The sequence below is a fragment of the Streptomyces virginiae genome (assembly GCF_041432505.1).
GTDB classification, from domain to species: Bacteria; Actinomycetota; Actinomycetes; order Streptomycetales; family Streptomycetaceae; genus Streptomyces; species Streptomyces virginiae_A.
This window is the reverse complement of record NZ_CP107871.1, coordinates 7,656,303-7,682,486: the sequence shown is the minus strand read 5'-3', so window position 1 is coordinate 7,682,486 and position 26,184 is coordinate 7,656,303. Positions and strand designations below refer to the sequence as shown.

Annotated in this window: 19 protein-coding genes and 2 pseudogenes; 8 read left to right on the top strand and 13 right to left on the bottom strand. The window is 69.4% G+C overall.

The window, feature by feature from the left end; genetic code table 11:
* Nucleotides 1–108: 108 nt before the first annotated feature.
* From OG624_RS35360 to gap, 3 genes are all read right to left on the bottom strand, one after another.
* Nucleotides 109–819, bottom strand: coding sequence for a response regulator (locus OG624_RS35360; RefSeq protein ID WP_030895875.1), 711 nt, complete (start codon nucleotides 817–819; stop codon nucleotides 109–111).
* Between the two features lie 187 nt (nucleotides 820–1,006).
* Nucleotides 1,007–3,664 (bottom strand): bifunctional acetaldehyde-CoA/alcohol dehydrogenase, encoded by a 2,658-nt coding sequence (gene adhE / locus OG624_RS35355; protein WP_033223247.1) that lies wholly within the window; start codon nucleotides 3,662–3,664, stop codon nucleotides 1,007–1,009.
* A gap of 232 nt (nucleotides 3,665–3,896) precedes the next feature.
* A complete protein-coding gene (gene gap / locus OG624_RS35350; protein WP_033223245.1) occupies nucleotides 3,897–4,925 on the bottom strand; it encodes a type I glyceraldehyde-3-phosphate dehydrogenase in 1,029 nt (342 codons plus the stop codon).
* Between the two features lie 345 nt (nucleotides 4,926–5,270).
* Here gap and OG624_RS35345 point away from each other — a divergent pair, with 345 nt between their 5' ends.
* From OG624_RS35345 to OG624_RS35335, 3 genes are all read left to right on the top strand, one after another.
* Nucleotides 5,271–5,957: a CBS domain-containing protein gene (locus tag OG624_RS35345; protein WP_051763498.1), complete on the top strand. Its 687-nt coding sequence runs from the start codon at nucleotides 5,271–5,273 to the stop codon at nucleotides 5,955–5,957.
* Nucleotides 5,958–6,262: 305 nt separating this feature from the next.
* Nucleotides 6,263–7,060 carry a sigma 54 modulation/S30EA ribosomal C-terminal domain-containing protein gene (locus OG624_RS35340; protein WP_033223244.1) on the top strand — a complete coding sequence of 266 codons (798 nt, stop codon included), beginning with the start codon at nucleotides 6,263–6,265 and terminating at the stop codon, nucleotides 7,058–7,060.
* Between the two features lie 86 nt (nucleotides 7,061–7,146).
* Complete coding sequence (locus OG624_RS35335; protein ID WP_033223242.1) at nucleotides 7,147–8,079, top strand: universal stress protein; 933 nt, start codon at nucleotides 7,147–7,149, stop codon at nucleotides 8,077–8,079.
* Nucleotides 8,080–8,779: 700 nt separating this feature from the next.
* On the opposite strand, the gene OG624_RS35330 is transcribed toward OG624_RS35335, so the two are convergent.
* From OG624_RS35330 to OG624_RS35315, 4 genes are all read right to left on the bottom strand, one after another.
* Nucleotides 8,780–10,312: a YfcC family protein gene (locus tag OG624_RS35330; RefSeq protein ID WP_033223240.1), complete on the bottom strand. Its 1,533-nt coding sequence runs from the start codon at nucleotides 10,310–10,312 to the stop codon at nucleotides 8,780–8,782.
* A complete protein-coding gene (gene arcC / locus OG624_RS35325; protein WP_033223239.1) occupies nucleotides 10,309–11,262 on the bottom strand; it encodes a carbamate kinase in 954 nt (317 codons plus the stop codon). Before arcC ends, OG624_RS35330 begins: the two co-directional genes overlap by 4 nt.
* Before the next feature lie 33 nt (nucleotides 11,263–11,295).
* The gene (gene argF / locus OG624_RS35320) at nucleotides 11,296–12,297 is read right to left on the bottom strand and encodes an ornithine carbamoyltransferase (protein ID WP_033223237.1); all 1,002 of its coding nucleotides are present in this window, start codon (nucleotides 12,295–12,297) and stop codon (nucleotides 11,296–11,298) included.
* A gap of 65 nt (nucleotides 12,298–12,362) precedes the next feature.
* Complete coding sequence (locus OG624_RS35315) at nucleotides 12,363–13,586, bottom strand: arginine deiminase (RefSeq protein WP_033223236.1); 1,224 nt, start codon at nucleotides 13,584–13,586, stop codon at nucleotides 12,363–12,365.
* Between the two features lie 628 nt (nucleotides 13,587–14,214).
* Here OG624_RS35315 and OG624_RS35310 point away from each other — a divergent pair.
* Nucleotides 14,215–15,054 (top strand): hypothetical protein, encoded by an 840-nt coding sequence (locus tag OG624_RS35310; protein WP_244290862.1) that lies wholly within the window; start codon nucleotides 14,215–14,217, stop codon nucleotides 15,052–15,054.
* Between the two features lie 28 nt (nucleotides 15,055–15,082).
* Here OG624_RS35310 and OG624_RS35305 read toward each other — a convergent pair.
* Both OG624_RS35305 and ppk2 read right to left on the bottom strand, forming a co-directional pair.
* A pseudogene (locus OG624_RS35305) lies at nucleotides 15,083–15,602 on the bottom strand (SulP family inorganic anion transporter); the annotation flags it as partial.
* 53 nt (nucleotides 15,603–15,655) lie between these two features.
* On the bottom strand, nucleotides 15,656–16,450 hold the full coding sequence (gene ppk2, locus OG624_RS35300) for a polyphosphate kinase 2 (RefSeq protein WP_033223232.1): 795 nt from the start codon (nucleotides 16,448–16,450) through the stop codon (nucleotides 15,656–15,658).
* Between the two features lie 180 nt (nucleotides 16,451–16,630).
* Here ppk2 and OG624_RS35295 point away from each other — a divergent pair, with 180 nt between their 5' ends.
* On the top strand, nucleotides 16,631–18,313 hold the full coding sequence (locus OG624_RS35295; RefSeq protein WP_051763489.1) for a sensor histidine kinase: 1,683 nt from the start codon (nucleotides 16,631–16,633) through the stop codon (nucleotides 18,311–18,313).
* Nucleotides 18,314–18,329: 16 nt separating this feature from the next.
* Here the strand turns inward: OG624_RS35295 and OG624_RS35290 are convergent, their stop codons facing one another.
* Entirely contained in the window at nucleotides 18,330–18,824 is a 495-nt protein-coding gene (locus OG624_RS35290; protein ID WP_033223228.1) for a pyridoxamine 5'-phosphate oxidase family protein, read from the bottom strand.
* Nucleotides 18,825–18,949: 125 nt separating this feature from the next.
* Entirely contained in the window at nucleotides 18,950–19,276 is a 327-nt protein-coding gene (locus OG624_RS35285) for an STAS domain-containing protein (protein ID WP_051763488.1), read from the bottom strand.
* Between the two features lie 261 nt (nucleotides 19,277–19,537).
* Here OG624_RS35285 and OG624_RS35280 point away from each other — a divergent pair.
* A pseudogene (locus OG624_RS35280) lies at nucleotides 19,538–20,256 on the top strand (response regulator).
* 68 nt (nucleotides 20,257–20,324) lie between these two features.
* On the opposite strand, the gene OG624_RS35275 reads toward OG624_RS35280, so the two are convergent.
* Entirely contained in the window at nucleotides 20,325–21,200 is an 876-nt protein-coding gene (locus OG624_RS35275; RefSeq protein WP_033223227.1) for a universal stress protein, read from the bottom strand.
* A gap of 244 nt (nucleotides 21,201–21,444) precedes the next feature.
* Here OG624_RS35275 and OG624_RS35270 point away from each other — a divergent pair, with 244 nt between their 5' ends.
* On the top strand, nucleotides 21,445–23,814 hold the full coding sequence (locus OG624_RS35270; RefSeq protein WP_033223226.1) for a phosphoketolase family protein: 2,370 nt from the start codon (nucleotides 21,445–21,447) through the stop codon (nucleotides 23,812–23,814).
* 1,031 nt (nucleotides 23,815–24,845) lie between these two features.
* Here the strand turns inward: OG624_RS35270 and OG624_RS35265 are convergent.
* Nucleotides 24,846–25,130, bottom strand: a complete 285-nt coding sequence (locus tag OG624_RS35265) for an SHOCT domain-containing protein (RefSeq protein WP_033223225.1) — start codon at nucleotides 25,128–25,130, stop codon at nucleotides 24,846–24,848.
* 335 nt (nucleotides 25,131–25,465) lie between these two features.
* On the opposite strand from OG624_RS35265, the gene OG624_RS35260 reads away from it, so the two are divergent.
* Complete coding sequence (locus OG624_RS35260) at nucleotides 25,466–26,131, top strand: class I SAM-dependent methyltransferase (protein ID WP_033223223.1); 666 nt, start codon at nucleotides 25,466–25,468, stop codon at nucleotides 26,129–26,131.
* Nucleotides 26,132–26,184 lie beyond the last annotated feature (53 nt).

Sequence of the window (26,184 nt, the reverse complement as noted above, 5' to 3'; positions counted from 1 at the left end):
GGCAGACATGCGGAAGCGACCCGGCCCGACGTCCGAGAAGGACGCCGGGCCGAGCCGCTCAGCCGTTTCGCGGGCGCGTGAACCTGCGCTCAGATCCCGGCACAGCCGTCACACCTTGCCGAGCCGCCCGCTCTGGTCTCCCTGGGCGGCCAGAGCCTGCGTGGCGATGACGGCGGCCTGCACTCGCCGTTCGACGCCCAGTTTGGCGAGCAGCCGGGAGATGTTGTTCTTGACCGTCTTCTCCGCCAGGTAGAGCCGCTGACCGATCTCACGATTGGTCAGCCCTTCCCCGACCAGGGCGAGAATCTCACGCTCGCGCTCCGTCAGGCCGGGCAGACCCTGGGGAAGCTCCTCCTGCGGAGGTCCGCCGCGCAGCCGGGCCATCACCCGCGCCGTGGCGCCGGGGTCCAGCATGGACTGGCCGGAGGCAACCGTCCGCACGGCGTTCACCAGGTCGGTTCCGGTGATCTGCTTGAGCACGTATCCGGACGCGCCGGCCATGATCGCGTCGAGCAGCGCTTCCTCGTCGTCGAATGACGTCAGCATCAGGCAGGCGAGGTCGGGCATCCGGGAGCGCAGCTCCCGGCAGACGCTCACACCGTCCCCGTCCGGCAGGCGCACATCCAGGACGGCGACCTGCGGGCGCAGCGCGGGCACACGGACGAGCGCCTGCTCGACCGTGCCCGCCTCCCCTACCACGGTCAGGTCCGGCTCGGCGTCCAGCAGATCGTGCACACCGCGGCGCACGACCTCGTGATCGTCGAGGAGGAAGACCCTGACCGGTTCCTTCCCGGTGAGGCCGCCGCTGCTGTCCGTCATCGCACACTCCGAGTTCGCCGAATCTTCCGCCCGCCGGCGGATCCACTGCATCGTGCCGTGCGGGCGGGGCCTTCGGCCAGGGCCGGATGGCCCTCATACGCGGCCGCGCCCCAGATGGCTGCCCTGGACCCGGGTCCCACACGGTCTCGGCGGCCCGCCCGCAGAGCGGCCGCCACCCTACGCGCCGTCAGAAGGAGGGAAGGGGCCGCGGCCCGGCATAGTAGCCCGTGCGCATGATGTCCTCCATGTCGTCCAGCATCGGCATGCGCGGGTTGGCCGGGGCGCACTGGTCCTCATAGGCGTTCAGTGCCTGCTGCGGCAGCGCGCCGATGAAGGCGGCCTCGTCAAGTCCCAGGGCACGGAAGGACGGTTCGATGCCCACGGCGTCCCGCAGGCGTTCCACCGCGGCGGCGTACGAGGCCACGCCCTCGGCGGGGGTGGAAGCGGGGAGCCCCAGGGCACGGGCAATGTCCTGGAACCTCTCGGGCGCGCGGTAGCTCTCGTACTTGGGCCATCCCGTCAGCTTGCCGGGAACGGTGCCGTTGTAGCGGATCACGTGCGGCAGGAGGATCGCGTTGGTCCGCCCGTGGGCGATGTGGAAGGTGGCGCCCAGGGTGTGGGACATCGCGTGGACGATGCCGAGGAAGGCGTTGCCGAAGGCCATGCCGGCGATGGTGCCCGCGTTGTGCATCTTCTCCCGTGCCACGCTCCGCCGTGCCGACTCGCCGGTGACCGCCGCCTCGAGGTGGTCGAAGATCAGCCTGATGGCGTGCAGCGCCAGACCGTCGGTGAAGTCGTTGGCATAGACAGAGACGTACGCCTCGGTGGCATGGGTGAGGGCGTCGAAGCCGCTGTCGGCGGCGAGCGACGCCGGCAGGTCGTTGGTCAGGACGGGATCGATGATCGCGACGCTGGGAGTCAGGGCGTAGTCGGCCAGCGGGTACTTCTTGCCTGTAGCCGGGTCGGAGATCACGGCGAAGGGGGTGACCTCGGCGCCGGTTCCCGAGGTGGTGGGGACGCAGACGAGACGGGCCTGCTTGCCGAGCACTGGGAAGCGGAAGGCCCGCTTACGGATGTCGGAGAACTTCTGCCGCATGTCGGCGAAGTCGACGTCCGGCTGTTCGTACAGCAGCCACATCACCTTCGCCGCGTCCATGGGGGATCCGCCGCCCAGGGCGATGATGGTGTCCGGCCGGAAGTCGCGCATGAGGGCGGCGCCACGCTGTACGGAGTCGATGCTCGGCTCCGGCTCGACGTCGTCGATGACCTGGATGGTCACGGGCTGCTGCCGCTGTTGCAGGACACGGCTGACGCGCTCCACGTAACCGAGCCGGGTCATGGTCGCGTCGGTGACCACGGTGACGCGGTGGACGTCGGGCATCGCCGCGAGGTAGCGGATGGCCTGGGGCTCGAAGTAGATCTTCGGCGGCACCTTGAACCACTGCATGTTGTTCTGCCGGGTGGTGACGCGCTTGATGTTGAGCAACTGGGCGGCCGAGACGTTGTCCGAGACCGAAGTACTGCCCCAGGAACCGCAACCCAGGGTCAGGGACGGAACCAGACGGTTGTAGATGCCGCCGATCGCTCCTTGCGAGGAAGGCGAGTTGACGATGATCCGTACGGTCTTCATACGGCGGCCGTAGCGCTCGGCGAGGGCCGGGTCACCGGTGTGGATCACCGCGCTGTGTCCCTGCCCGTGGAAGTCGACCATGTCGGCGGCGAGATCGAAGCCCTCCTCGGTGGACGCGGCCCGCAGCACGGTGAGAACCGGGCAGAGCTTCTCCCGCGTCAGCGGCTCGTCGGGCCCGACGTGGCTCGCCTCGGCCAGGATGAGCGAGGTGTCTGCGGGTACGGTGAACCCGGCCTGCTCGGCGATCCGGTCGGGGCTCTGTCCGACGGCTGCCGGGTTGACGCGGCCCTGTCGGCCGGCCGGGTCGGGCGGAAAGAGGTAGGTCTCCAGCTTCCGCTTCTCCTCGGCCGTGGCGACGTACGCGTGCAGGCGCCGGAATTCGGCGAGCGCCTCGTCGTACACGTCGGTGTCCAGGATGACCGCCTGCTCGGACGCGCAGATCATGCCGTTGTCGAAGGACTTGGACAGGACGAGGTCGTTGACCGCCCGGCGCAGGTCCGCGCTGTGGTGCACGTAGGCGGGCACGTTGCCGGCGCCGACGCCGACGGCGGGCTTGCCGGCCGAGTAGGCGGCCTTGACCATGGCGTTGCCGCCCGTCGCCAGGATCAGTGCGACGCCCGGGTGGCGCATGAGGAGGCTCGTGGCCTCGATGGAGGGAGCCTCGATCCACTGCACGCAGTGCTCGGGCGCTCCGGCGGCGACGGCGGCGTCCCGCACGATGCGTGCGGCTTCGGTGCTGCATGCCTGCGCGGAGGGGTGGAAGGCGAATACGACGGGGTTGCGTGTCTTCAGCGCCAGCAACGCCTTGAAGATGGTGGTGGAGGTCGGGTTGGTGACGGGCGTGACCGCGCAGAGCACACCGACGGGTTCGGCGATCTCGATGATGCCCTCGATGTCGTCTCGGGCGATGACGCCGACCGTCCTCGCCCGGGACATGCTGTGGGTGACGTGCTCGCAGGCGAACATGTTCTTCGCCGCCTTGTCCTCGAAGACACCCCGCCCGGTCTCCTCCACCGCCGAGCGGGCCAGGGCGGTGTGCTGATCCAGGGCGGCCACCGACGCCTTGGCGACGATGTGGTCGACCTGCTCCTGCGTGAAGGACTCGAAGTCGGCGAGCGCCTTGGAGGCGTTGTCGACCAGGAGGTTCACGGCGATGAGCGTGTCCGACGGGGTGCCGTCGATGGTGGTGCGGGGATCGCTGGTCGCCTGTGTCATGGAAAGCTCCCTGGGTGTGGGTGGCGCTGTGGCCACACGTGGCCGGCCACCGGGGTGGCCACCCGTTCCGTCCTGTCACCTACAGCCTTGCCCGGGACGCGTCCTCGGCTGAGGTCCCGAAGGTCCCTCGACGGGGCCCGATGGTCTCCGGCCGCTGTGGCAGCGCAGAGGCTTGCGCCACCACCGGGCCTTCCGTGCCTCTACGGCGTCCGCTGCCCGGGCTGCCGGTGGCTCACCGGGCGTCGAGCAGCGTGGCGACGTACTGGGTCAGGTCGACGAGACGGTTGGTGTAGCCCCACTCGTTGTCGTACCAGCCGAAGACCTTGACCAGGTCGCCGTTGGCCTGCGTCAGCGGGGCGTCCACGATGCACGAGGCGGGGTCGCCGACGATGTCGCGCGAGACGATAGGGGCATCACTCACCCTCAGGACGCACTTCAGCGGTCCCTCGGCAGCCTCCCGGAACGCGTCGTTGACGTCCTGTGCGGACACCTGCCGTGCCAGCACCAGGCTGAGGTCGGTCAGCGAGCCGTCCTCGACCGGCACGCGCACGGCGATGCCGTCCAGGGTGCCCGCGAGTTCCGGGAGCACCAGGCCGACGGCGCGGGCGGCGCCGGTGCTGGTCGGGACGATGTTCACTGCGGCCGTGCGGCCGCGGCGCAGGTCCTTGTGCGGGCCGTCGAGCACGACCTGGTCGTTGGTGTAGCCGTGGATGGTGGTCATCAGTCCCTTGACGATGCCGAAGCGCTCGCTGAGGACCTTCATCATGGGGGCCACGCAGTTGGTGGTGCAGGACGCGTTGGAGATCACGTGGTCGACGCGCGGGTCGTACGCGGACTCGTTGACGCCCATGACGATGGTGGCGTCGACGCCCTTGCCGGGGACGGACAGCAGCACCTTGCGTGCTCCTGCCGTCAGGTGCCGGCCCACTTCCTCCTTGGTGCGGAAGCGGCCGGTGGCCTCGATGACGACGTCCACGCCGAGCGCGTCCCACCCGAGGTCGGCGGGGTCGCGCCGGGACGTGACCGCGATGCGGTGACCGTCCACCGTAATGGATTCGGCGTCGTGATCAACGGTGCGGTGGAGTCGGCTGTAGGTGGAGGCGTAGGTGAGCAGATGGGCCAGCGCAGCCGGGGAGGTGAGGTCGTTGACGGCCACCACCTCGATGGGGGTGCCGTTGCTCGTCTCCGCGCGTTCCATGACGCAGCGCAGGTAGTTCCGGCCGATGCGTCCGAAGCCGTTGATTCCGATGCGTACGGTCATCTCCGCCGCCCCTTCCCTTGGGTGCCGATGCGAGTGGTGCCGGCCTGGGGGGCATGTCGCGCCGCGGGCAGGGGTCGAACGGGTTGCACGCCAGGTCCGTTGGGCCCTCTCCCCGGCGGGCCCCGCCCGGCCTGGCCTGTCACGGGCCGAACGGCCCGGCGTGCGGGTCCTGACCGGTTCTGTCCCCCGGCCGTCCTCCGCCCCACTCTGGAAACAACGGCAAGCATGAGGAGCAGACGAACCCGGGGCTTCCCGGCCCCCCGGCGCGCCGAGCACAGCGGTCGGCGGGCAGGCAGAGGCCGGGGCGCCATCGGCGGTATCCGGAAACCTGCGAGACGAGTGGAGATGAGCACCGTGGTCGAAGAACGGACGGTGGGCCAAGTCATGACCAGCGAGGTGGTCCAGGCCCGCCCGGACACCTCCTTCGAAGAACTGGCTCGCATGCTCATCGCCCATCGGATCGGCGGGCTGCCGGTGGTGGATGACGACGACAAGGTCATGGGCGTCGTCTCACGGAAAGACCTCGCCAGGCAACAGGGCTGTCTCGGCCGGCACGACTCCGGGCGGCATCGGATGGCGCACACACCACGGCGACCGGCCGACGCCCACTCCGTCGCGGGACTCGCCATGGCGGCAGGCGAGCTGATGACCAGCCCGGCTGTAACCGTGCATCCCGAACAGCGCGTCGCCGACGCCGCGCGCATCATGGAACGTCGCCACGTCGACCGGTTGCCGGTGGTGGACGAGGAGGACCGTCTGATCGGCATCACCACGCGACGTGATCTGCTGCGCGTCTTCCTGAGGACGGACGAGGAGATCCTCGCGGACGTCGCCGATGCCGTCTCCGGCCGGGCGCCGGCCGCCCATCGCATCGACGGGCTCCGCATCGACGTTCGCGACGGGATGGTCACCATGGCGGGATCATCCGAACCTGCCCTCGATACAACGGCGTTGATCAGGGTCGCGTGGCGCGTGGACGGTGTGGTGGGTGTGGTGGACCGGCTGACAACCGGCCGCGAGAGCGATCACTGACAACAGGGCGGGACACCACGGGCTCTTCCGTCGGTTGAGCGGCGGCGGTCACCGCGGCCGGTCGCGGCGACCCGGAGCCGCCGACCCGAGCCGTGCTGTCGGTCCGGCACGTCACGCGATATCAGGCCGGGGCTCGTCGACTTACCCGTCTCTGGGTCTGTAGGCCGAACGGCCTTGCCCGGCCGAACGGAAGTCCCGGTTTCTCGGGTGGTGTCGGTACCAGTGGCGCCGTGGCGGGGTCCGGACGGCTCTGCCCGGGAGCGGCCGCCGGCAGACAGGCTGGAAGGGATCGAGGAGGAGTTCTCATGAGCGGTCTCAAGACCAGCCGGACAGCCGACGTTCAGGTCCGCAACCGAGGGCAGGTACCCGATGGCGCGGACGTGTACGCCCAGGGAAAGATGCTCGCGGTGATCGGCCACGTGCGCGGACCCGTGCTGACCGTGCGGGTGAAGCTCACGCAAGCCGTCAACACTTCGGCGAACCGCCCGGCCACGGCTCAGGCCGTGGTGGACGTCAACGGCCGGATGGTTCGTGCCCACGTGGCCGCGAACAGCATGTTCGAAGCGGTCGACCTCCTGCAGGAGCGCCTGGCTGCCCGGCTCAACCGGCCACGGCGGTATGCGGCGGGCGGCCCCCACCGCAACGGCACGCCCAGCCGGACATCGCGGGACGGCGCAGGGCACGACCACCGTCCGCACCGGCATCACGTTCCCGCCGAAGAGCGCCGGATCGTGCGGCACAAGTCCTTCAGCCTGGTCCACCAGACGCCTGAGGACGCCGTGATCGACCTGGAAGCCATGGACCACGACTTCTGGCTCTTCACGGACCTGGCCTCCGGGCGCGACAGCGTCGTCTACCGCGACATCCGTACCGGGCGGCATCGCATGGCTTCGCTGGGACCTCTGGGTCAGGAAAGGGAGGTCGACGGTCTGCTCGGCGTGAGCACGGTTCCCGTGCCGACGAGCAGTGTGACCGAGGCCGTTTCACGGTTGCACCTCACCGGGCTGCCCTTCATCTTCTTCAACGACACGGCCACCGGCCGGGGCTGCGTCCTCTACCACCGCTACGACGGCCACTACGGGCTGATCACTCCGTCCCGGTAACACGTTCCAGGCGACGCCGCGCGCCCGGCCGCCGGCCCCCGGACCAGTGCCGCAAACCACCCGAAGACCCCTCACCCGGAGGAATCATGTCACGTACCGTTATCGCCGCCGTGGACGGCTCGGCCGAGTCGCTGGCCGCCGCGGACTGGGCCGCCCACGAGGCACAGATGCGCCGTCTGCCCCTGCACCTCTTGCACGTCTGGCAGGACTGGTCACGGGCCTTCGCCCACGCCCCGTTCACCGGCCTGGACACCACGCCCTGTGAGGGGGCGACCGGCGCACAGCACTACGCCGAGCAGGTCACCCACGACGCGTCCGACCGGCTGCGGGCGGCGTACCCCGGCCTGGAGATCAGCGTCGAGCAGGTGCACGGCCGCCCCGCGGAGGTGTTGCTGTCCGCCGCAGAGAAGGCGGAAGTCCTGGTCGTGGGTTCACGAGGGCTGGGTGGCCTGGCCGGCTTCCTGACCGGATCGGTGTCCCTGCCTGTCATCGCGCACGCCGAGCGTCCGGTCGTCGCCGTACGTCCCGGGGAACGGGCCGAGTGTGAACCGCTCCCCGGGAGGGGCGACCACGGGGACCGCAAGGGGCAGTGCCTCGACGTGGTGCTCGGCCTCGACCTCTCCAGGCCGTGCGACGAGCTGCTCGCGTACGCCTTCGAAGCCGCCGCTGCCCGAGCGGCCACCCTGCGGGTCGTGCACGGCTGGAGCGTACCGGTGGTCGAAGGGTACGACCCTGCGGCGGCCGACCCCGGCCACGGCGTCGCGCTGGGACTGCGCCAGGCAAGCGCGCTCACCGACGTACTGCGGTCGTGGCGCGGCAGGTTCCCCCGGGTCGAGGTCAAGGAGCAGTGCCTGGTGGGACGGCCCGCGGGCCACCTTGTGGAAGCGTCGAAGGAAGCCTCGCTGCTGATCGTCGGACGGCGCATACGCCGGGCGGCGGTCGGAGCGCACATCGGCCCGGTCACCCACGCAGTGCTGCACCACGCCACGACGCCCGTGGCGGTCGTCCCTCATCTCTGATCGTCGCGAGCCTCACCGAGGACGGATACACCCCGGCTGCGGTCCCCCGACGGACGCCGTCGCCCCTTGACACCAGGAGCCCTCGTCGCGCAGCTGCGCGACGAGGGCTCCTGGTGTGCTGCGACCGCAGTGGTCGGTGCGTTGCTTGTCGTACCGGGTGGAAAAGACGGAAGCCACCGCGGCGAGGGACGCGATGGGGCGGTCGGTCCGGGTCCACAGGCCGGCCGGGAAGGACCGTTGCGGCAGTTCCCGCCCGTCCCCACCACCTCGACCAAAGCGTCCGTGCAGGCCTTGCCCGCCCGCCTGCGCCGACGCAACTCTCAGGCCTGCCAACCCCGATGGGTGGCCGCCCGACGCCGCGAGCGTATCCGCATCGGCAGCCGCAGTGAGACGGCCATCCGGTGGGGCGAGCGCCCCACCAGTGGCCCGTCGGCTGTCGCACTGCCGGTCCACAGCGAGGATGGGAATCACGCCCGTGCAGTTGCTCCGATGGCCGGCAGTCCGGGCATGAGTCCCCACGTCCTTGAGCGGCCACGGACACCATGCCCTGCCAAAGCTCACGGTCGCGGCTCAGAGGAGCGCCCGGGCCCTGTTTGGCGCCGTCCGGCGGAGCCCACAGGTCCACCTCGTGCTGGGCACACGACGGTGGCCGGCCGGTCGGTGTCCCGACCAGCCGGCCACTTGCCTGCCCCGTAGCGATTCAGCGCACTGCCGCACCGAGTGCGAGGAATCCGGCGACGGCCACCAGCAGAGCACCCATCAGTGGTGCCATGAAGCGCAGGTACCGGTCGTAGCGGATCTTGGCAAGGGCGAGGCCTCCCATGACGACGGCCGAGGTGGGCGTAACGAGGTTCACCCATCCGGAAGCCGACTGGTACGCGGTCACCACCAGGGCTCGGCTCACTCCGGCGAAGTCGGCCAGGGGGGCGAGGATGGGCATGGCGAGCGCCGCGTGGCCGGACGAGGAGGGGACGAAGAAGGCCAGCGGGAGGTTCACCGCGAACATCAGTACGGCGAACACGCCGGAGGATGTGTCGGCCACCGCGCTCTGCAGGACGTCGAGGATGGTGTCGGTGACACTGGCGTTGTTCATGATCACCGTGACTCCCCGGGCCAGCATGACGATCAACGCCGCTCCGATGAAGTCCCCTGCGCCGGCGGTGACGGCGTTCACCGTTCCCTTCTCGCCCAGGCCGCCGACCAGCCCCACGGCGACCGCCGCGACGATGAACAGGGCGGCGAGTTCGGGGAAGTACCAGCCGAGGGTGGGCAGGAAGGTGACGTGCAGATCGGACCAGGGGACGACGGCGAAGATCATGAAGAGGAACGTGGTCGCGAAGAGGTACAGGACCGTGCGCTGGCGACTCGTGAGCTTCGCCGCTTCGCCACCCTCGGCCTTGATGCGGAGGTCGTCTTCGGTGAGGGGTGTCAGCGACCGGGAGGGGTCCTCGGTGACGCGGCGGGCATAGCGCACGACGTAAGCGGCTGCCAGGGCCGTCAGGCAGGCCCACATCACCAGTCGCAGGACGATGCCGTCTCCCGTGCCGATGCCGGCGCTGTCGGAAGCCACTCCGGTGGCAAAGGGGTTGACGGTCGACGCGAGGGTGCCGACCCCGGCTCCCACCATGACGACCGTCGCGGCGACCATGCGGTCGTAGCCCAGGCTCAGCATCAAGGGGATCATCAGCCCGTAGAAGCCGAGGGTTTCCTCGGCCATGCCGTACGTGGTCCCGCCGAGGGAGAACACCGTCAGCAGGACCACCAGCAGCAGGGTCCGGCGGTGGTGCAGACGATGCGCGAGGCGCGCCACTCCCGTCGTGAGTGCCCCGGTGCGCATCGTGACGGTGATGAACGCGCCCACGGCCAGTATGAAGAGGAACACGCCGGCCGCACCCGCGAAGGAGCCGGTCCCGCCGGGTGCGGTGAGGCCGGTCCCGGCATCGGTGACGCCGTAGAGACCGTTGACCGGGGCGAGGAACAGGTCTTTGAGCCGCTCCCAGAATCCGATGGTCAGTTCTACGGAGTGGTAGGTGCCCGGGACGGGGCTGCCGTCCTTGATGTCGTAGCGGCCGGCGGGGATGACGAACGTCAGGGCCCAGACTCCGACGGTGACGACGAACAGGACGGTGAAGGCGGACGGGAACCGAAGCCGCCGCCGTGGGGCGTCGGGCGTGCCGGAGTCCGTTCTGGCTCTGGCCGGCTGTGGGGATGCGGGTGCGCTCTGCAGAGTCATGTCAGGTCCTGTGTTCCGTCGTGGCGGGCTTCGCGGTAGCTGCCGCTGGGTGTGACGACGGTGCCGGCGGCTCCGTCGAGGATGGCTCGGGCGTCTTCGAGAGCGCCGATGGCCGCCATTCCGCCGGTGAGCTCGACGAACCGGCACACGGCGTCGACCTTGGGTCCCATGGATCCGGCGGGGAACTGCTGGGCTCTCAGGGCCGCGGGCGTGGTCCGTCCGATGGGCTCGGCGCCGGGGGTGCCGTAGCCGAGCGAGACGTGGGGAACGTCCGTGAGCAGCAGGAGCGCGTCGGCGTCGAGCGCCTCGGCCAGGAGGGCGGCGGTGAGGTCCTTGTCCACCACGGCTTCGACGCCGGTCAGCTGCCCCCGTTCGTCACGGATCACCGGTACGCCGCCGCCTCCGGCGCACACGGCCACCGCTCCCGAGTTGAGCAGCAGTCGGATGAGCCGGGTCTCCACGACGCGTTGTGGACGGGGGGACGGTACGACGCGTCGCCAGTGGGCGCCGTCCTGCTTGACCGTCCAGCCGCGTTCGGCGGCCAGTCGCTCCGCTTCGGTCCGGTCGTAGACCGGGCCCACGAATTTGGCCGGGTCGGTGAAGGCGGGGTCGGCCGCGGAGACGAGGGTCTGGTTGAGCAGGGCGCAGACCTGCCGTTCGGGCAGGGCGTTCTGCAGGGACTGGAGCAGCCAGTAGCCGATCATGCCCTGGGTCTCCGCGCCGAGGACGTCGAAGGGGTAGGGGTTGCTCAGGGAGCGGTCGGCGGCGCTCTGGAGAGCGAGCACGCCGACCTGAGGTCCGTTGCCGTGGGTGATGACGAGTTCGTGCTCGTGCGCGAGCGGGGCGAGCGCGGACACGGCAGCGCGGATGTTGGCGAGCTGCACGGCGGCGTCCGGCCGCTCCTCGCGGCGGAGCAGGGCGTTGCCGCCCAATGCGACGACTACACGCATGACGTGTTCTCCGGAGGTCGAGGGGACGCCGGTTCAGTCGCCGAGGGTGGCGACGAGGACGGCCTTGATGGTGTGGAGCCGGTTCTCGGCCTGGTCGAACACGATGGAGTGCGAGGACTCGAACACCTCCTCGGTGACCTCCAGTGCGGTCATGCCGGTCCGCGCAGCGATCCTGGCGCCGACGGTGGTGTCGCTGTTGTGGAAGGCCGGAAGGCAGTGCATGAACTTGACCGCCGGGTTGCCCGTCGCCTCCAGGGTCTTCGCTGTCACCTGGTACGGCTTGAGCAGGGCTATGCGCTCGTCCCACATCTCCGGCGGCTCTCCCATGGAGAGCCATACGTCCGTGTAGACGAAGTCGACGCCGGCCACGCCTTCGGTCACGTCCTCGGTCAGGGTGATCCGCGCACCGCTGACGGCCGCCGCCCGCCGCGCGTGGTCGACGACATCGGAGGCGTTGTGCAGGGATCGCGGGCCGACCATGCGTACGTCCATGCCGAGCATCGCCGCGACGATCAGCAGGGAATTGCCGACGTTGTTCCTGGCGTCGCCCAGGTAGGCGAAGGACACCTGGTTCAGCGGTTTGTCGGTGTGCTCCCACATGGTGAGCACGTCGGCGAGCGACTGGGTGGGGTGCCACTGGTCCGTCAGGCCGTTCCAGACCGGAACGCCGGCGTGCTGGGCCAGCTCCTCCACCAGGCGCTGGTCGCTGCCCCGGTATTCGATCCCGTCGTAGTAGCGGCCGAGGACGCGTGCGGTGTCCTTGATGGACTCCTTGTGCCCGAGCTGGGAGCCGGCCGGGTCGAGGTAGGTCACGTGCGCGCCCTGCTGGTGCGCGGCCACTTCGAAGGCGCATCGGGTCCTCGTCGACGTCTTCTCGAAGATGACGGCGATGTTCTTGCCGCGCAGTCGCTGCTCCTCGTATCCCTCGCGGCGGGCCGTCTTGATGGAGGCGGAGAGTTCCAGCAGGTGTCGGAACTCCTCGGGAGTGAAGTCGAGTTCCTTTACGAACGGGCGCTGGTGCAGGTCGTCGTGCATGGCGGGCTCCTTGATGTGTACGGGGTGTGTGCGGCGGGCGGATGACGGGGGCGCGGGAGGGGTGGTCAGGCTGCCTCGCGCTCGATGGGACAGGTCATGCACCGCGGGCCGCCACGACCCCGGCCGAGTTCGCTGCCTCGCACGGTGATCACCTCGATGCCGCTCTTGCGCAGGTGGGTGTTGGTGGTCACGTTGCGCTCGTAGGCGACGACCACGCCGGGCTCCACGGCCAGCACGTTGCAGCCGTCGTCCCACTGCTCCCGCTCGGCGGACCGCAGGTCCTGGCTCGGGGTGAGGACGTTGATGGACGGCAGACCCAGCGCGTCGGCGATGGCCCGGTCCATGTCCTCGAGGGCATGGTCGGTGACCCTCAACCCCTCCCCGCCGGTCCCCGGTTCGATCGTCGAGGAAGGCAGCATGCCGAGGCCTGCGTATCGGGTGAAGGTGTCGCCGCTGACCATCGTCATGACCGTGTCGAGGTGCATGAAGCTGCGGCTCTTCGGCAGGCTGACGGCCACGACCCGCTGAGCGGAACCCGCCGCGAACATGCGCAGGGCGAGATTCTCCACGGCCTGAGGCGTGGTGCGCTCGCTCATGCCGACGAGCACCGCGCCGTTGCCGATGACCAGGACGTCGCCGCCCTCGATGGTGGCGGGATAGGCCGCCTGCCCGTCGGCCCACCGGTGGAACTCCCCCTTCGCGAAGAGGGGGTGATGCTGGTAGAGGGCTTCGAAGTGAACCGTTTCACGACGCCGTGCCCGCTTGTTCATCGGGTTGACACTCACGCCGTCGTACACCCAGCACGAGGTGTCGCGGGTGAACAGATGGTTGGGCAGCGGCGCGAGGAGGAAGTCGTCGGGCGCCATGGCGTGCAGTCGTACGCTCGGTATCGGGCCCGTGCGCTCGAGCAGTTCCGCCTTGGTGACGCCGCCGATGAGGCAGGCGGTCAGGGCGGCCGGCTCAAGGGAGTCGAAGTGCGTGCGGAGCCGGTCGGTGCCGAGGATGCCGAACTCTCGTTCGTCGAAGACTCGGTCCAGCACGAGCTGCCGCGCCTCGATGCCGTCCAACGTCTCGGTGAGCAGGTCCGCCAGAAGGTGCACGCGCACTCCGCGGTCCCGCAGGACGTCGGCGAACGCGTCGTGCTCGTCGCGGGCGCGCTTGGCCCACAGCACCTCGTCGAAGAGGAGCTCGTCCTTGTTGGTGGGTGTGAGGCGTGTCAGTTCGCGGTCGGGGCGGTGCAGGATGACCTGCTTCAGCCGGCCGGTCTCGGAGTCGACGTGAAACGTCATGGGGTCCCCCGGAGGTGAGACGGAAGGTGCGCTCGACGGGCGCCGTAATGGGATGTGCGCCCGGCCGGGCGTCTTCTCGGGGCGCCTCGGGGAGCACTTGAACTCTGTCACTCGCGCCCCCTCATGCCCGGCGGCAACAGTCCCTGGTGACGGGCCGGTCGGCACTCTCCGGGAGGTCCCGTTCGGTCGCTTCGCAGGGCCCTTCGGCCCTGCATGGCGACGGTCTGGAACCGAACGCGGCGGGGCGAGGGACACCCGCGGTCAGAGGTCTACGTGCGGCCGGTGCCCGGCACGTACAGCCGACGACCTCCACGACCGCCCCGCCGAACCGGTCCACGGCGGCACAGACGTCGAGAGCACCCTGAGGGTCTTCGCCAACGTCGAAGTCGGCAGCGCGATCCGGACTTCTTGCAGCCAGGTGACCATCCAGCCGCTACATCGTCGGGCCACGTGAGGAACTCCAGGTAGCCCGGAACAAACTGCTCGGGCAGGCCAGCACCCATCCGGTACCGTCGGCCTCGGCATCCCACGAGACGCCCCGGCAATGGGAACTCACCCTCGCAATTCCACGGCGCACAAGCGGGCGCCGTAACAATTCGGCAAATTGCGCGATACATGGAGAGGCCTCATGGATACCAAACCCTGCGACGGCTGGGTTCATACACTGAGTGAGCAAACTCTGTGCTTCACCGGCAAAGTCCTGATGGATGGCGAATGGGTCATCCGAAAGGACTGCGAGGAGATGATCCGGCAGTTCGGCGCGAATTCCAAGCCGGACTTCTCCCGCAAGATCACTGTCGTCGTCCACGGCGATCTCGCCAGTCAACTCGTAACCGACTCGCACCGGGAGTACAGCAGGAAACTCGTCCTCGCCGCCCGGGAACGCGAGCAAGGACATCACGTATGCGTGGTGGACGGGGACGGATTCGTCGACTTGATCGATGGATGTCCGGCGCCCTGCAGAGAGTTGCAACGGGCTCAGGGCACGGACGACGGCGTCTTCGTCCTTTCCCGTTCCGGAGACGGGATCTTGGGCGGCCCCCTTCATCAGCGCGAGGTCGGGCAGCACGAGCCCGGTGCCCTGTCGCTCGACCTCGATCACCTCGACAGGGGTACCAGGGCTCACGAGGCAACGATCGCCGCACTCATCGAGCACTTGGCCCGCCAGCAGGTGGAGGCGCGTGGGCACGCGCGCAATGCCCCACGATTCGACGCCGGTTGGTCACGTGACGATGACGTCTTCATTGCCGAGGTGAAGAGCTTGACCGGCGCGAATGAAGATCAGCAGATTCGTCTGGGGATCGGGCAGGTCCTCGACTACGCCCATCAGCTGCGACTCGGGCGCACCGGCGATCGGGTACGTCCCGTCCTGGTACTGGAGAAGCGACCGACCGAACCGAGATGGACCTCGCTCACGGAAGCGAGCGGAATCCTGCTCACATGGGCTCCCGGCTTCGCCGGATGCTGAGCCAAAGACTCCGCCCCCGCCAGTACCCCGGTGCCGCCAGGAGCAGGACGAGGACGACAGCGCCCAGGCAGACGGTCGGCCAGTGGACGTGGGAGATGTCGAGGGCGAAGGTGCGCAGCTGCGCGAAGAATCCCGAACCAGCGGCTCGTACCCCGGTGAGCCGGGGCAGCTGATCGACGATCATGATCAGTGCGACACCGGCGAGGTAGCCGACGACCACGCCGAGGCCCGCCGCGAGCACCGCGTACCGGCCCGTGTCCCCTCCGGCGAGCGGCCCCACAGCGACGGCCGTCATCAGCCCGGGTGGTCGACTCGGGTCCGACCGAAAGCAGTCGTGAAGAACCGATCAGGGCGTAGAGCACCATGGCCGGCAGCACTGCCCAGAGCCCCGCGACAGGTGGCAGCCCGGCCACCCCCGCATACGCCATGACCTGGGGTACCAGATACGCGGCAACCGTTATCCCGGCCAAGGCGTCCCGGCCGAGCCACGGCCGGCGGTACCCCCGAAGACCGAGAGGCAGCCGAAATGGCTTTCCACCTGCGGACATACGCTCCTCGCTGACGGTGCACTCGGCAGTTCCGGGTCGGCGTCTGCCGCTCTTCAGTCCTTCCCCAGCGTGGACGCATGGTCGGGGACGGCGTTCTGGAGGTCCTTGGGAGGACGCTGATATCCCGTGGAGGGAGGACGGGGCGGCAGAGTGAGCGAAGGCAGGGTCACGTCCGCGTAAGGAAGCGAGGACAGCAGATGGGCAATCATGTTGAGCCTCGCGCTGCGCTTGTCATCGCTCTCGACCACGTACCAAGGGGAGTCCACCGTGTCGGTGTGGACGAGCATTTCGTCCTTGGCCCGCGAGTACGCCTCCCAGCGCGTGAGGGACTCCAGGTCCATCGGGGAGAGCTTCCAGCGCCGCAGCGGGTCCTGCGCCCGGGCGCGGAACCGCTCCTCCTGCACGGCGTCACTGACGGAGAACCAGTACTTGCGGAGCAGGATCCCGTCTTCCACGAGCATGTGCTCGAAGACCGGGCACTGGCGCAGGAAGAGCCGGTGTTCCGCGGGTGTGCAGAAGCCCATGACGTGCTCGACTCCGGCGCGGTTGTACCAGCTGCGGTCGAACAGGACGATCTCGCCGGCGGCGGGCAGGTGCTCCACGTAGCGCTGGAAGTACCACTGGCTGCGCTCCCGCTCCGTCGGCGTGGGGAGGGCCGCGATGCGTGCGACGCGGGGGTTGAGGTGTTCCGCGACACGCTTGATCGTGCCTCCCTTGCCCGCTGCGTCGCGGCCCTCGAAGACGACCACGAGCCGGGCGCCCTCCGCACGTACCCACTCCTGGAGTTTGATCAGCTCCGTCTGAAGCCGCAGCAGCTCGTCCTCGTAGACCGCCTTCTTCAAGCCCATGGTGTCTCCTCCCCGTCGTCGTCCGGCGCTTCGGTCACGTCAGTCTCGGCTGGCATCCGCGCGCAACGATGCCCATCGGGCCTGGGCGTGTCGATACGCTGGCCGTGGATCGGGCAACCGAGCGAACCGTCGGAGGGGAAGCACGTGGGTGTGAGGGATCCGTTGACGCAGGTACCGCGGATGCGGCTGGACGAACTGCTGGACGAACTCCAATCGCGCATCGACGAGGTGCGCGGCACCCGGGACCGGGTACACAGCCTCTTGGAGGCCGTGGTGTCCGTGGGGCGGGAGCTGGATCTCGCCCAGGTGCTCCGGCGGATCGTGGAGGCGGCCGCGCTGCTCGTCGACGCCGAGTACGGCGCGCTGGGAGTGATCGGCCCTGACGGCCGCACGCTCTCGCAGTTCCTGACCGTGGGGCTCACGGATGCGGAGATCGCCGAGATCGGTCCCCTGCCGGCGGGCCACGGCCTGCTCGGGGAGGTCATCCACCACCCGGAACCGCTGCGCCTGACGGATCTCGGCGCACACTCCTCTTCCTACGGCTTTCCGGCTCATCACCCGCCCATGCGCACCTTCCTCGGTGTGCCGATCCGGGTCCGCGACGAGGTGTTCGGGAATCTCTACCTGACCGACAAGCGCGGCGGGATCGACTTCGACACCGAAGACGAGACGGTGATCTCCACCCTCTCGGTGGCGGCGGGTGTCGCCATCGACAACGCGCGGCTCTACGAGGGCTCTCAGCGCCAGCAGCGGTGGCTCAGGGCCAATGCGGAGATCACCGAGAGCCTGCTGTCCGGCAGCTCCCGCCCGGCGGTGCTGGAGCTCATCGCCCGCCGCGCACAAGAGATCACCGCGGCACACCTCGCTGACATCGCCATGCCGGTGGCGGGTATCGACGGCCTCGTCGTGGAGTTCGCGGCCGATGCGGACGGAGCCGAGCGACAAGGTCTCGTCGTCCCCTTCGCGGGCACGCTCGCAGGAGCGGCGCACCTGGCCGGCAAGCCCGTCACGGCGGTGCAGGCCTGGGCCGACGAACGCTATCCCGCCGAGTCCCAGGTGCAGGACGGGCTGGGGCCCGCCGTGGCGGTCCCGTTGGGCACCGCGGGCGGCGAGAGCAGGGGCGTGCTTCTGCTCGCGCGCCCGGCGGGAGAGCCGGCGTTCGGCGAGGGTGAGCTGGAGCCGCTCGTCGCCTTCGCAGGTCAGGCCGCACTCGCTTTGGAGCTGGCGGAGCGGCGCCGGGACGCCGAGCAGATAGCGCTGCTGGAGGAGCGCGACCGGATCGCCCGTGACCTGCACGACCTGGCGATCCAGCGGCTCTTCGCCACCGGTATGACCTTGCAGAGCGCTGCCCGGCTGGTCGAGCACGACGGGGCCGCCGAACGGGTCGGCCGGGCTGTCGACGACCTGGACGAAACCATCAAGATCATCCGGTCGACGATCTTCGGGCTGCGTACCAAGGACCGCGAGGGCGGCCCTGGTCTGCGGGCGCGCGCCGCCCGTGCCGTCGGCGACGCGGCCACCGCCCTCGGCCATCCGCCGCGCCTGAGCATGGAGGGCCTCCTCGACACCGACGTACCTCCACAGATCGCCGACCACATCATGGCTGTTCTGGGCGAGCTGCTCAGCAACGCCGCCCGCCACGCACAGGCGACCCGGGTCGGTGTGACCCTCAAGGCCGGCCAGGGCGAGATCGTGCTGACCGTCTCGGACAACGGAACGGGCATTCCGGCCCAAGGCCGCAGAAGCGGCCTGCTCAACCTCGACGAGCGGGCACAGAGCCTGGGCGGGTCCTTCACGCACGAAACTCCGGATGAGGGGGGTACAAAGCTCGTCTGGCGGGCACCCCTCCCCACCGGGGGCTGAGGACCGGGGCACGGCGTCAGCCCCGGACCGCAGGCACGGGCAGCATCGGGTCCGCCTCCAGCCGGAACCCGGTGACAAGATCCGGACGGATCCGCAGGGCGCTGGTCATCCGGTGCGCCACCCATGGACGCAGCAAGTGCGCGTACCGGTCCACCTCGTCGGCATCGGACACCGCCCTCGCGTAACCGGTGACGACGACGCTCCAGCCGAGGTGCGTAACGGGATCGATCACGTCCGCTTCGTAGGCCACCACCACACCGGAGACCTCGGCAGGTGCGGCCAGGGAGGCCAGTGCCCCACCCCCGTGGATCCGGACGATGATGTCCTCACCCTCGACGAGATGGTTGACCGGACGAACGGCGGGCAGCGCGTGCTGCGTGAAGACGATGCGCCCCAGCGACACCGTCGAGAGCAGCCGCAGGGCCTCGGCCCTGTCCAGCTCCCGCATGCGGCGGCCGGCCGCCGTGTCACCGGCCTCCCGGGTCCGCAACGGGTTGCCTTCGTGATCCATGCTGCTTACCTTCGTCCGGCCCCGATGGGCCCTTGCGGCTTCCGCGTCCCAGCCTTCACCGCGATCCACGGGAGAACCAGGGCCGAACGGTCCCCGTCCGGGGCGGGAATCGGACATCCTCTCGATCACGTCACGGCGAGCGGCAGGCCGCGGTCGACACCGAGCACCCGTATGGACTTGAGCAGCAGGGGTCGTACGCCGCAGAGCAGGAGCTGCGTGCCCGCGCTACGGCAGCGCTGGTGGAGCCGGAGAAAGAGTTCGATGCCCGAGCTGTCGCAGAAGGACATCTCGGACAGGTCCAGGAGCATGTTGCGGTGGCCGAATCCGGCGAGTTCGGCGAGGCGTGGTTCCACTCGTCCCGCCGTATGGAGGTCGAGCTCTCCGGCCAGGGCGATCCTCAGGCCGCGGTGGTCGCGTGCCACGGTCCTCAGGTCGATCAAGGCGGTCGTCATGGTGTCCTCCGCGCTGCGTGCGGCTCCGTCGAGTCGCGCCGTTCCCCGTGCACCTGCAGTTCATCCTGTGTCGGGTGCCCCCTGGAAGGCCCGGCGGGACCTCGGACAGGGCCGAAGGTCCCTCCCCCTCTACCCCCACCGGCCGTGCCGCGCGCAGCGGCAGGCCGATGAAGGCCGATCGGCCCTGTCCGTTCGGCCCGTACGGAAGGCAGGATGCCGGTGTTCGTGCGTTCAGGACGAACCAGGCGAAGGAGTTGCGTCATGACTGGCAGCGGTTCCCACTCCCACGCCACGAGCGGCGCGACCGATCCGATCAGCATCTTTCTGCTCGACGACCACGAGGTCGTGCGCAGAGGGGTGCACGATCTGTTGGACGCCGAGCCCGACCTGACCGTGGTCGGTGAGGCGGGCACGGCGGAGCAGGCGCTGGTCCGCATTCCCGCGCTGCGCCCACGGGTCGCGATCTTGGACGTACGGCTCCAGGACGGCGACGGGGTGAGCGTGTGCCGTGAGCTGTGCTCGCGGATGCCCGAGCTGCCTGTCTGATGCTCACGTCGTTCGACGACGAGGAGGCGCTCCTGGACGCCGTGATGGCCGGGGCCGCCGGCTACGTCCTGAGGCAGATCACCGGAACCGACCTCGTGACGGCGGTCCGGACGGTGGCCTCCGGCCAGTCGATGCTCGATCCCGGCGCCACGACGCGGCTGATGGCACGCATGCGCGGCGACGTGCCGAAGGAGGAGCAGGTCCCGGGGCTTCCCGGCTTCACGGACCGGGAGAAGGAGATCCTCCTCATGGTCAGTGAGGGTCTCACCAACCGGGAGATCGGCAAGCGGCTGTTCCTCGCGGAGAAGACCGTGAAGAACGTCATCTCGCGGCTCTTCGTCAAGCTGGGCGTGGAGAGGCGCGTCCAGGCCGCGGTGATTGCCAGTCACGCGCTGACCCCGCCCGGTCGGCACCCGGTGCCGCCCACGGAGTAGGAACCGCCCACGGGAAGGGCCGGGCACGCCCTACGACGGCGGGCCCGGCTTCAACCGTCGATTCGGCGTCAGTGGTGCGGGACGACGGCAACAGGGCAGGCCGCGTGGTGGAGCACGGCATGGGCCACCGAACCGATGCGCGTACCCACCGCCGACTCGCGTACCCGGCGGCCGACAACGACCAGTTGGGCGTCCGAAGCCTCGGACAGCAGCACGTGGCCGGCGCTGCCCCGCTCCACGTGCGTAGCGACCTCGACCTCGGGAAACATCAGCCGCCACGGCTCCAGCGCCTGGTCCAGCGCGGCCTTCTCGAACGGCTCCAGTCCACCGAACTGCTCGGCGATCCACATCGAGCCAGGGCTGTAGCCGTAGACCGGGGGAAGGCTCCAGGCCCGGACCGCGCGGAGCGGGACCTTGCGCGCTGCGGCCGCCTCGAACGCGACGCGCAGTACCTCGGCGGATTCCTCAACACCACCCTGCTGTCCCACGACGACCTCGCCCTCCTCCGGCACGGCGACCGGCCTGCCGTGGGCGGAGCGTACGGAGACGACGGGGCACTCGGCGGCCGCGATCACCTGCTGACCGTAGGAGCCGAGCAGGAAGCCGAGCAGGGCTCCGTGCCCGCGAGTGCCGAGGATCAGCATCTCGGCTTCCTTGGCGGTGTGCAGCAAGGCCGGTACGGGAGTGTCGGACAGGACTTCCGCGGTGAGCGCGAGCGACGGGTACCGGTGGGTGAGCTCCTGCTCGACCTCCTTCAGGATGTCATCGGCCCGGCGGGACTCGGTATCGCGGTCCTGGACGATCGGGACGGCGAGCGGCTGCCACAGCCAGGCGTGGACGACATGCAGGGGCAGGTCACGACGTACGGCTTCGCGTGCGGCCCAGTCCGCGGCGGCCCGGCTTTCCGGGGATCCGTCCACTCCGACAACGAGGGTGCGCTTCACAGGTCTGTCCTCCGTACTGATGCGAGAGGCATCGGGGTCGGCCGTCGGGGATGGGCGGCGCCGGCCGGGGGGAAGGACCGGCGCCATCGGGATACACCTTGCTCGTGCCGGGCAGGGGCGCAGAAGGGCCAACGGTCCCTCCTTGAGGGCCGGTCATCCTCTCGCGGCCGCACCACGGCAGGGGCAGGGTGTCGGTATCGGCCCAGGCGACGAACGTCCCTGACCCTCACACGCAGGAGCGGACATGACCGCGTTGAGCGCGTATTCGATCTCGGAGCTGGACGCCCACTGGCGCGCCGCGAACTACCTGGCCGTCGGCCAGATCTACCTCATGGGCAACCCCCTGCTGACCCAACCGCTGCGGCCGGAGCACATCAAGCCACGGCTGCTCGGCCACTGGGGCACCTCCCCCGGCCTCAACCTGGTGCACACGCACCTCAACCGCGTGATCAAGGAGCGTGCGCTGGAGGCCCTGTGCGTCTGGGGTCCGGGGCACGGAGGTCCCGCCGTCCTGGCCAACTCCTGGCTGGAAGGGACATACAGCGAGACGTATCCGGACGTGAGCCGCGATGCCGACGGCATGGCCAAGCTGTTCCGGCAGTTCTCCTTCCCCGGCGGGGTGCCGAGCCATGTGGCACCGGAGACGCCGGGCTCCATCCACGAGGGCGGCGAGCTCGGATACGCCCTCTCCCACGCCTACGGAGCCGCCTTCGACCACCCCGGCCTGCTGGTCGCCTGTGTCATCGGCGACGGCGAGGCCGAGACGGGCCCGCTGGCCGCGTCCTGGCACTCGAACAAGTTCCTCGACCCGGTCCACGACGGCGCGGTCCTGCCGATCCTGCACCTGAACGGCTACAAGATCGCCAACCCGACGGTCCTGTCCCGGATCCCGGAGGACGAGCTCGACGCTCTGTTGCGCGGCTACGGCCACGACCCGCTGTACGTCACCGGCAGCGACCCCACCCTGGTGCATCAGGCCATGGCCCGCGCGATGGACCACGCCCTGGACCGCATCGCCCTCATCCAGCGGGAGGCGCGCGAGGCGGCTACCGATCCGGGACGGGAGTACGCACACTGGCCGATGATCGTCCTGCGCACCCCCAAGGGGTGGACCGGCCCAGCGACCGTCGACGGCGACCCGGTCGAAGGCACCTGGCGGGCGCACCAGGTCCCTCTCGCCGGGGTGCGCGAGAACCCCGCACACCTGAAGCAGCTGGAGGACTGGCTGCGCTCGTACCGGCCGGACGAACTCTTCGACGCAGACGGCCGCCCGACGGCGCAGGTCCTGGCCTGCGTCCCGGAAAGCGAGCGCCGCCTCGGCGCGGTCCCGTACGCGAATGGGGGCCGCCTGCTGCGGCCACTGCCGCTGCCCGCGCTCGACGCGCACGCCGTCCCCGTCGACAAGCCCGGCGGGACCCTCCACGAACCGACCCGCGTCCTGGGACGCTTCCTCACCCAGGTCATGCGGGAGACGGCCGGGCGGCGGGACTTCAGGGTCGTCGGACCGGACGAGACCGCCTCCAACCGGCTGGACGACCTGTACGAGGCCACCGGCAAGGCCTGGCAGGGCATCACGGAGGCCACGGACCGAGATCTGTCCCGCCACGGCCGGGTCATGGAGATCCTGTCCGAACACGTCTGCCAGGGCTGGCTGGAGGGCTACCTGCTCACCGGCCGCCACGGCCTCTTCTCCACCTACGAAGCCTTCGCGCACATCGTCGACTCCATGGTCGGCCAGCACATCAAGTGGCTGAAGACCTCGCGCGAACTGTCCTGGCGCGCGCCGATCGCCTCCCTCAACTACCTGCTCACCTCCCACGTATGGCGCCAGGACAACAACGGCTTCTCGCACCAGGACCCCGGATTCGTGGACCACGTCCTCAACAAGAGCCCCGAGGTCGTACGGGTCTACCTGCCGCCGGACGCCAACACCCTCCTCGCCGTGGCCGACCACGCCCTGCGCAGCCGCGACCAGGTCAACGTGATCGTCGCCGGCAAACAGCCCTGCTTCGACTGGCTGCCCATCGACGAGGCCCGCACCCACGTGACCCGCGGCGCCGGCATCTGGGAGTGGGCGGGCACCGACCACGGCTCCCGCGAACCGGACGTCGTACTCGCCTGCGCCGGCGACGTACCCACCATGGAGGTGCTGGCCGCAGCGGCCCTGCTCCGCGAGCACCTCCCCTCGCTGGCCGTCCGCGTCGTCAACGTCGTCGACATCGCCCGGCTCATGCCCCACGAGGAACACCCCCACGGCATGACGAACACCGAGTACGACGCACTCTTCACCACCGACAAGCCAGTGATCTTCGCCTACCACGGCTACCCGTGGCTCATCCACCGCCTCGCCTACCGCCGCACCGGCCACTCGAACCTGCACGTCCGCGGCTACAAGGAATCCGGCACCACGACCACCCCCTTCGACATGGTCGTGCGCAACGACATGGACCGCTACCGACTCGTCATGGACGTCATCGACCGCGTCCCCGGCCTCGCCGCCCGCGCCGAGGGACTGCGCCAGTCCATGGACGACCAGCACATCCGCCACCACGACTGGATCCGCAAGCACGGCACCGACCTGCCGGAAGTAGCGGACTGGGCCTGGCCGTGCTGATCAGCATGGGGACCAGTGCTGCACGTCCTGCGGCGTCGGCACACAGACCGGGTGCCGACGCCTCAAACTCTCTTCCAGACCGTCCGCCTCCGGAGCGTCACCACGAGCCTCAGCGCGCGATCCCACCGTGGTGGGAGCACGTGCCCCGCCCCCTGGACCGGGAAACCCAGCCATCCCCGCAGAGCGTGCCCGGGTACACGGGCGTCGGCGTGAAAGCTGGCACGGAAGGCCTGCGTCCCGTCGTCACCCGGCAGTTCCCAGGGGCGTCGAGCCAATATCCCTGAGGAGATCCACTGGCACATGCTCCGTACGGGGTGGTGGACGGAATCGCTCCAGCCCGTACAAGGGCGCTCGGCAAGACATCCATTGCCGGTGCCGGTGGCGACGCCTGAGGCGCAACCGACGGTGCGTCCAACGACTTCTGCTCCAAGCGGAGAACCCGCACGCCGATGCCGTCTCCCGTCGTCGGCCTGGCGAAATCCATATCCCTCTCTGCTCGCTTGCCGGGTTCGGCCCTCCCGAGATAGTCGTGAACTGCAGCGTGACCTCGTACCAGGCCGCTCGGTTGGCGTGCGGATTGAGAACGCTGACTTCGATGAGTGACATGCCCGTTTCCGGGTCGGCGCACTTCAGGGAACCAAGCCAGATCTGACTCGTCAGTCCGACATCTCCTGAGGGTGTGGCCGTGGCCGTACGCACCTCAGGTGGGCAGAGGGTCTCTTCCTCCGGCCCAGCTGAGGTCCGTGCGCAACCCATGACGAGCAAGAGGAGGAACGCTGGTACCGCTACTGTCTTCGCGCCGCGCATGGTCTACCCGATTGCTGGGAGGAGCAAAAGCCAGGCATTCCTACCAGGTTGACTGCCGATGCGCGCCGGGAACAACCATTGCCCCACCTGAGAGGGGTGAACACAAGCGGGATGAGGAGTTGAGCTTCGCGACGGCTACACCTGCGAGTGGGCCCGCCCGCAGCCAGCTGATCGCGATATCCGCAGTCCCCTGTCGCGCCTGCCGCCCTCCCGGAGGAATGGGTTCAGTTGTCTCCCGGTCCCGGCCGGCCTTGACCTGGCCCGTGCGCACGCAGTGCGGTCAGACGTTGTTCGTACTCTTCTTCGTCGATCTCGCCTCGGGCGAACCGTTCGGCGAGCAGCTGCTTGGCGGAGGGCGCAGGCAGCGGCTGCGCCGGGCCCGAGGGGTAGCGGTCGACGCTGCGGAGGAACAGAACGACTGCCGCGACGGCCAGGGCCACGAGGAGAACCATGCTGAACGACATGGCGATCCAGCCCCATCCGCCCATTCCGTGGTCATACCAGAACATGGTTCACGCTCCTGTTGCGATGGTCTGGAACATGGCCCGCAGGGCATGTCCTCACTGTCTGTCGGCCCGTATCGTCCGGGCATGGGCCGGTCGGGGTCGCGGTGAGGACCGATGGGCCCATCCCCATGGCAGTGTCTGCCTCTCAGTCCGCCTCCCGCCCCGGGCGCCACGGCAAGCGTCGGCTCGTCACCACAGAAGTTGTGCCAGAAGCCGAGTGCCGGAACAACACTGACGGCCGTGGCGCAGCGGGTGGGCGCGGTGACGGCAAGATGTCCGTTCTAGGCTGGCCCGGCGGGGCCGGTTGTCGATGCCGGCCTGGTGAGGAAGGCGTCAGCATGTCGAAGTCCGACGACGAGCTGGCCGAGGTTCAGCGTGCGCACTGGCAGCAGACCTACGGCGACCACCCCGGTATGTACGGCGAGGAGCCGTCCGAGCCGGCGGTCCGTGCCGCGGCTGTCTTCGGGGCCACCGGTGCCCGCGAAGTGCTGGAGCTGGGTGCCGGCCATGGCCGGGACGCGCTGTACTTCGCCCGCCAGGGCTTCTCCGTGTTGGCCACCGACTTCAGTCCGGTGGGTCTGGAACAGCTGAGTGAAGCCGCCGCTGCCCAAGGCGTGGCCGTGCGGGTCGCCACGGCGGTTCACGACGTTCGCGAGCCCCTGCCGCTCCGGGACGCCTCGGTGGATGCCGTGTTCGCGCACATGCTGCTCTGCATGGCACTGTCCACCCAGGAGATCCACGCCTTGGTCGCCGAGGTGCGACGGGTACTACGGCCGGGCGGAGTCTTCGTCTACACCGTCCGCCACACCGGGGACGCCCACTTCCAGGCCGGTACCGGGCACGGAGACGACATCTGGGAACACGGCGGCTTCGCCGTCCACTTCTTCCCCCGCGACCTGGTCGACGCCCTCGCCAGAAGCTGGACTCTGGACGAGGTCGCCGCGTTCGAGGAAGGCGGCCTTCCGCGGCGGTTGTGGCGCATCACGCAGACTGCCCCCCGGTGAGCACCCCCTGAAGGCTCAGTACTGTCCGATCTCGGGCTCTGGCTCAACTTTTT

Bases quoted from the DNA above. Each gene is read 5' to 3' on its own strand.
- OG624_RS35360 (WP_030895875.1), bottom strand. From the start codon at position 819: ATGACGGACAGCAGCGGCGGCCTCACCGGGAAGGAACCGGTCAGGGTC.
- adhE (WP_033223247.1), bottom strand. From the start codon at position 3,664: ATGACACAGGCGACCAGCGATCCCCGCACCACCATCGACGGCACCCCG.
- gap (WP_033223245.1), bottom strand. From the start codon at position 4,925: ATGACCGTACGCATCGGAATCAACGGCTTCGGACGCATCGGCCGGAAC.
- OG624_RS35345 (WP_051763498.1), top strand. From the start codon at position 5,271: ATGAGCACCGTGGTCGAAGAACGGACGGTGGGCCAAGTCATGACCAGC.
- OG624_RS35340 (WP_033223244.1), top strand. From the start codon at position 6,263: ATGAGCGGTCTCAAGACCAGCCGGACAGCCGACGTTCAGGTCCGCAAC.
- OG624_RS35335 (WP_033223242.1), top strand. From the start codon at position 7,147: ATGTCACGTACCGTTATCGCCGCCGTGGACGGCTCGGCCGAGTCGCTG.
- OG624_RS35330 (WP_033223240.1), bottom strand. From the start codon at position 10,312: ATGACTCTGCAGAGCGCACCCGCATCCCCACAGCCGGCCAGAGCCAGA.
- arcC (WP_033223239.1), bottom strand. From the start codon at position 11,262: ATGCGTGTAGTCGTCGCATTGGGCGGCAACGCCCTGCTCCGCCGCGAG.
- argF (WP_033223237.1), bottom strand. From the start codon at position 12,297: ATGCACGACGACCTGCACCAGCGCCCGTTCGTAAAGGAACTCGACTTC.
- OG624_RS35315 (WP_033223236.1), bottom strand. From the start codon at position 13,586: ATGACGTTTCACGTCGACTCCGAGACCGGCCGGCTGAAGCAGGTCATC.
- OG624_RS35310 (WP_244290862.1), top strand. From the start codon at position 14,215: ATGGATACCAAACCCTGCGACGGCTGGGTTCATACACTGAGTGAGCAA.
- ppk2 (WP_033223232.1), bottom strand. From the start codon at position 16,450: ATGGGCTTGAAGAAGGCGGTCTACGAGGACGAGCTGCTGCGGCTTCAG.
- OG624_RS35295 (WP_051763489.1), top strand. From the start codon at position 16,631: ATGCGGCTGGACGAACTGCTGGACGAACTCCAATCGCGCATCGACGAG.
- OG624_RS35290 (WP_033223228.1), bottom strand. From the start codon at position 18,824: ATGGATCACGAAGGCAACCCGTTGCGGACCCGGGAGGCCGGTGACACG.
- OG624_RS35285 (WP_051763488.1), bottom strand. From the start codon at position 19,276: ATGACGACCGCCTTGATCGACCTGAGGACCGTGGCACGCGACCACCGC.
- OG624_RS35270 (WP_033223226.1), top strand. From the start codon at position 21,445: ATGACCGCGTTGAGCGCGTATTCGATCTCGGAGCTGGACGCCCACTGG.
- OG624_RS35265 (WP_033223225.1), bottom strand. From the start codon at position 25,130: ATGTTCTGGTATGACCACGGAATGGGCGGATGGGGCTGGATCGCCATG.
- OG624_RS35260 (WP_033223223.1), top strand. From the start codon at position 25,466: ATGTCGAAGTCCGACGACGAGCTGGCCGAGGTTCAGCGTGCGCACTGG.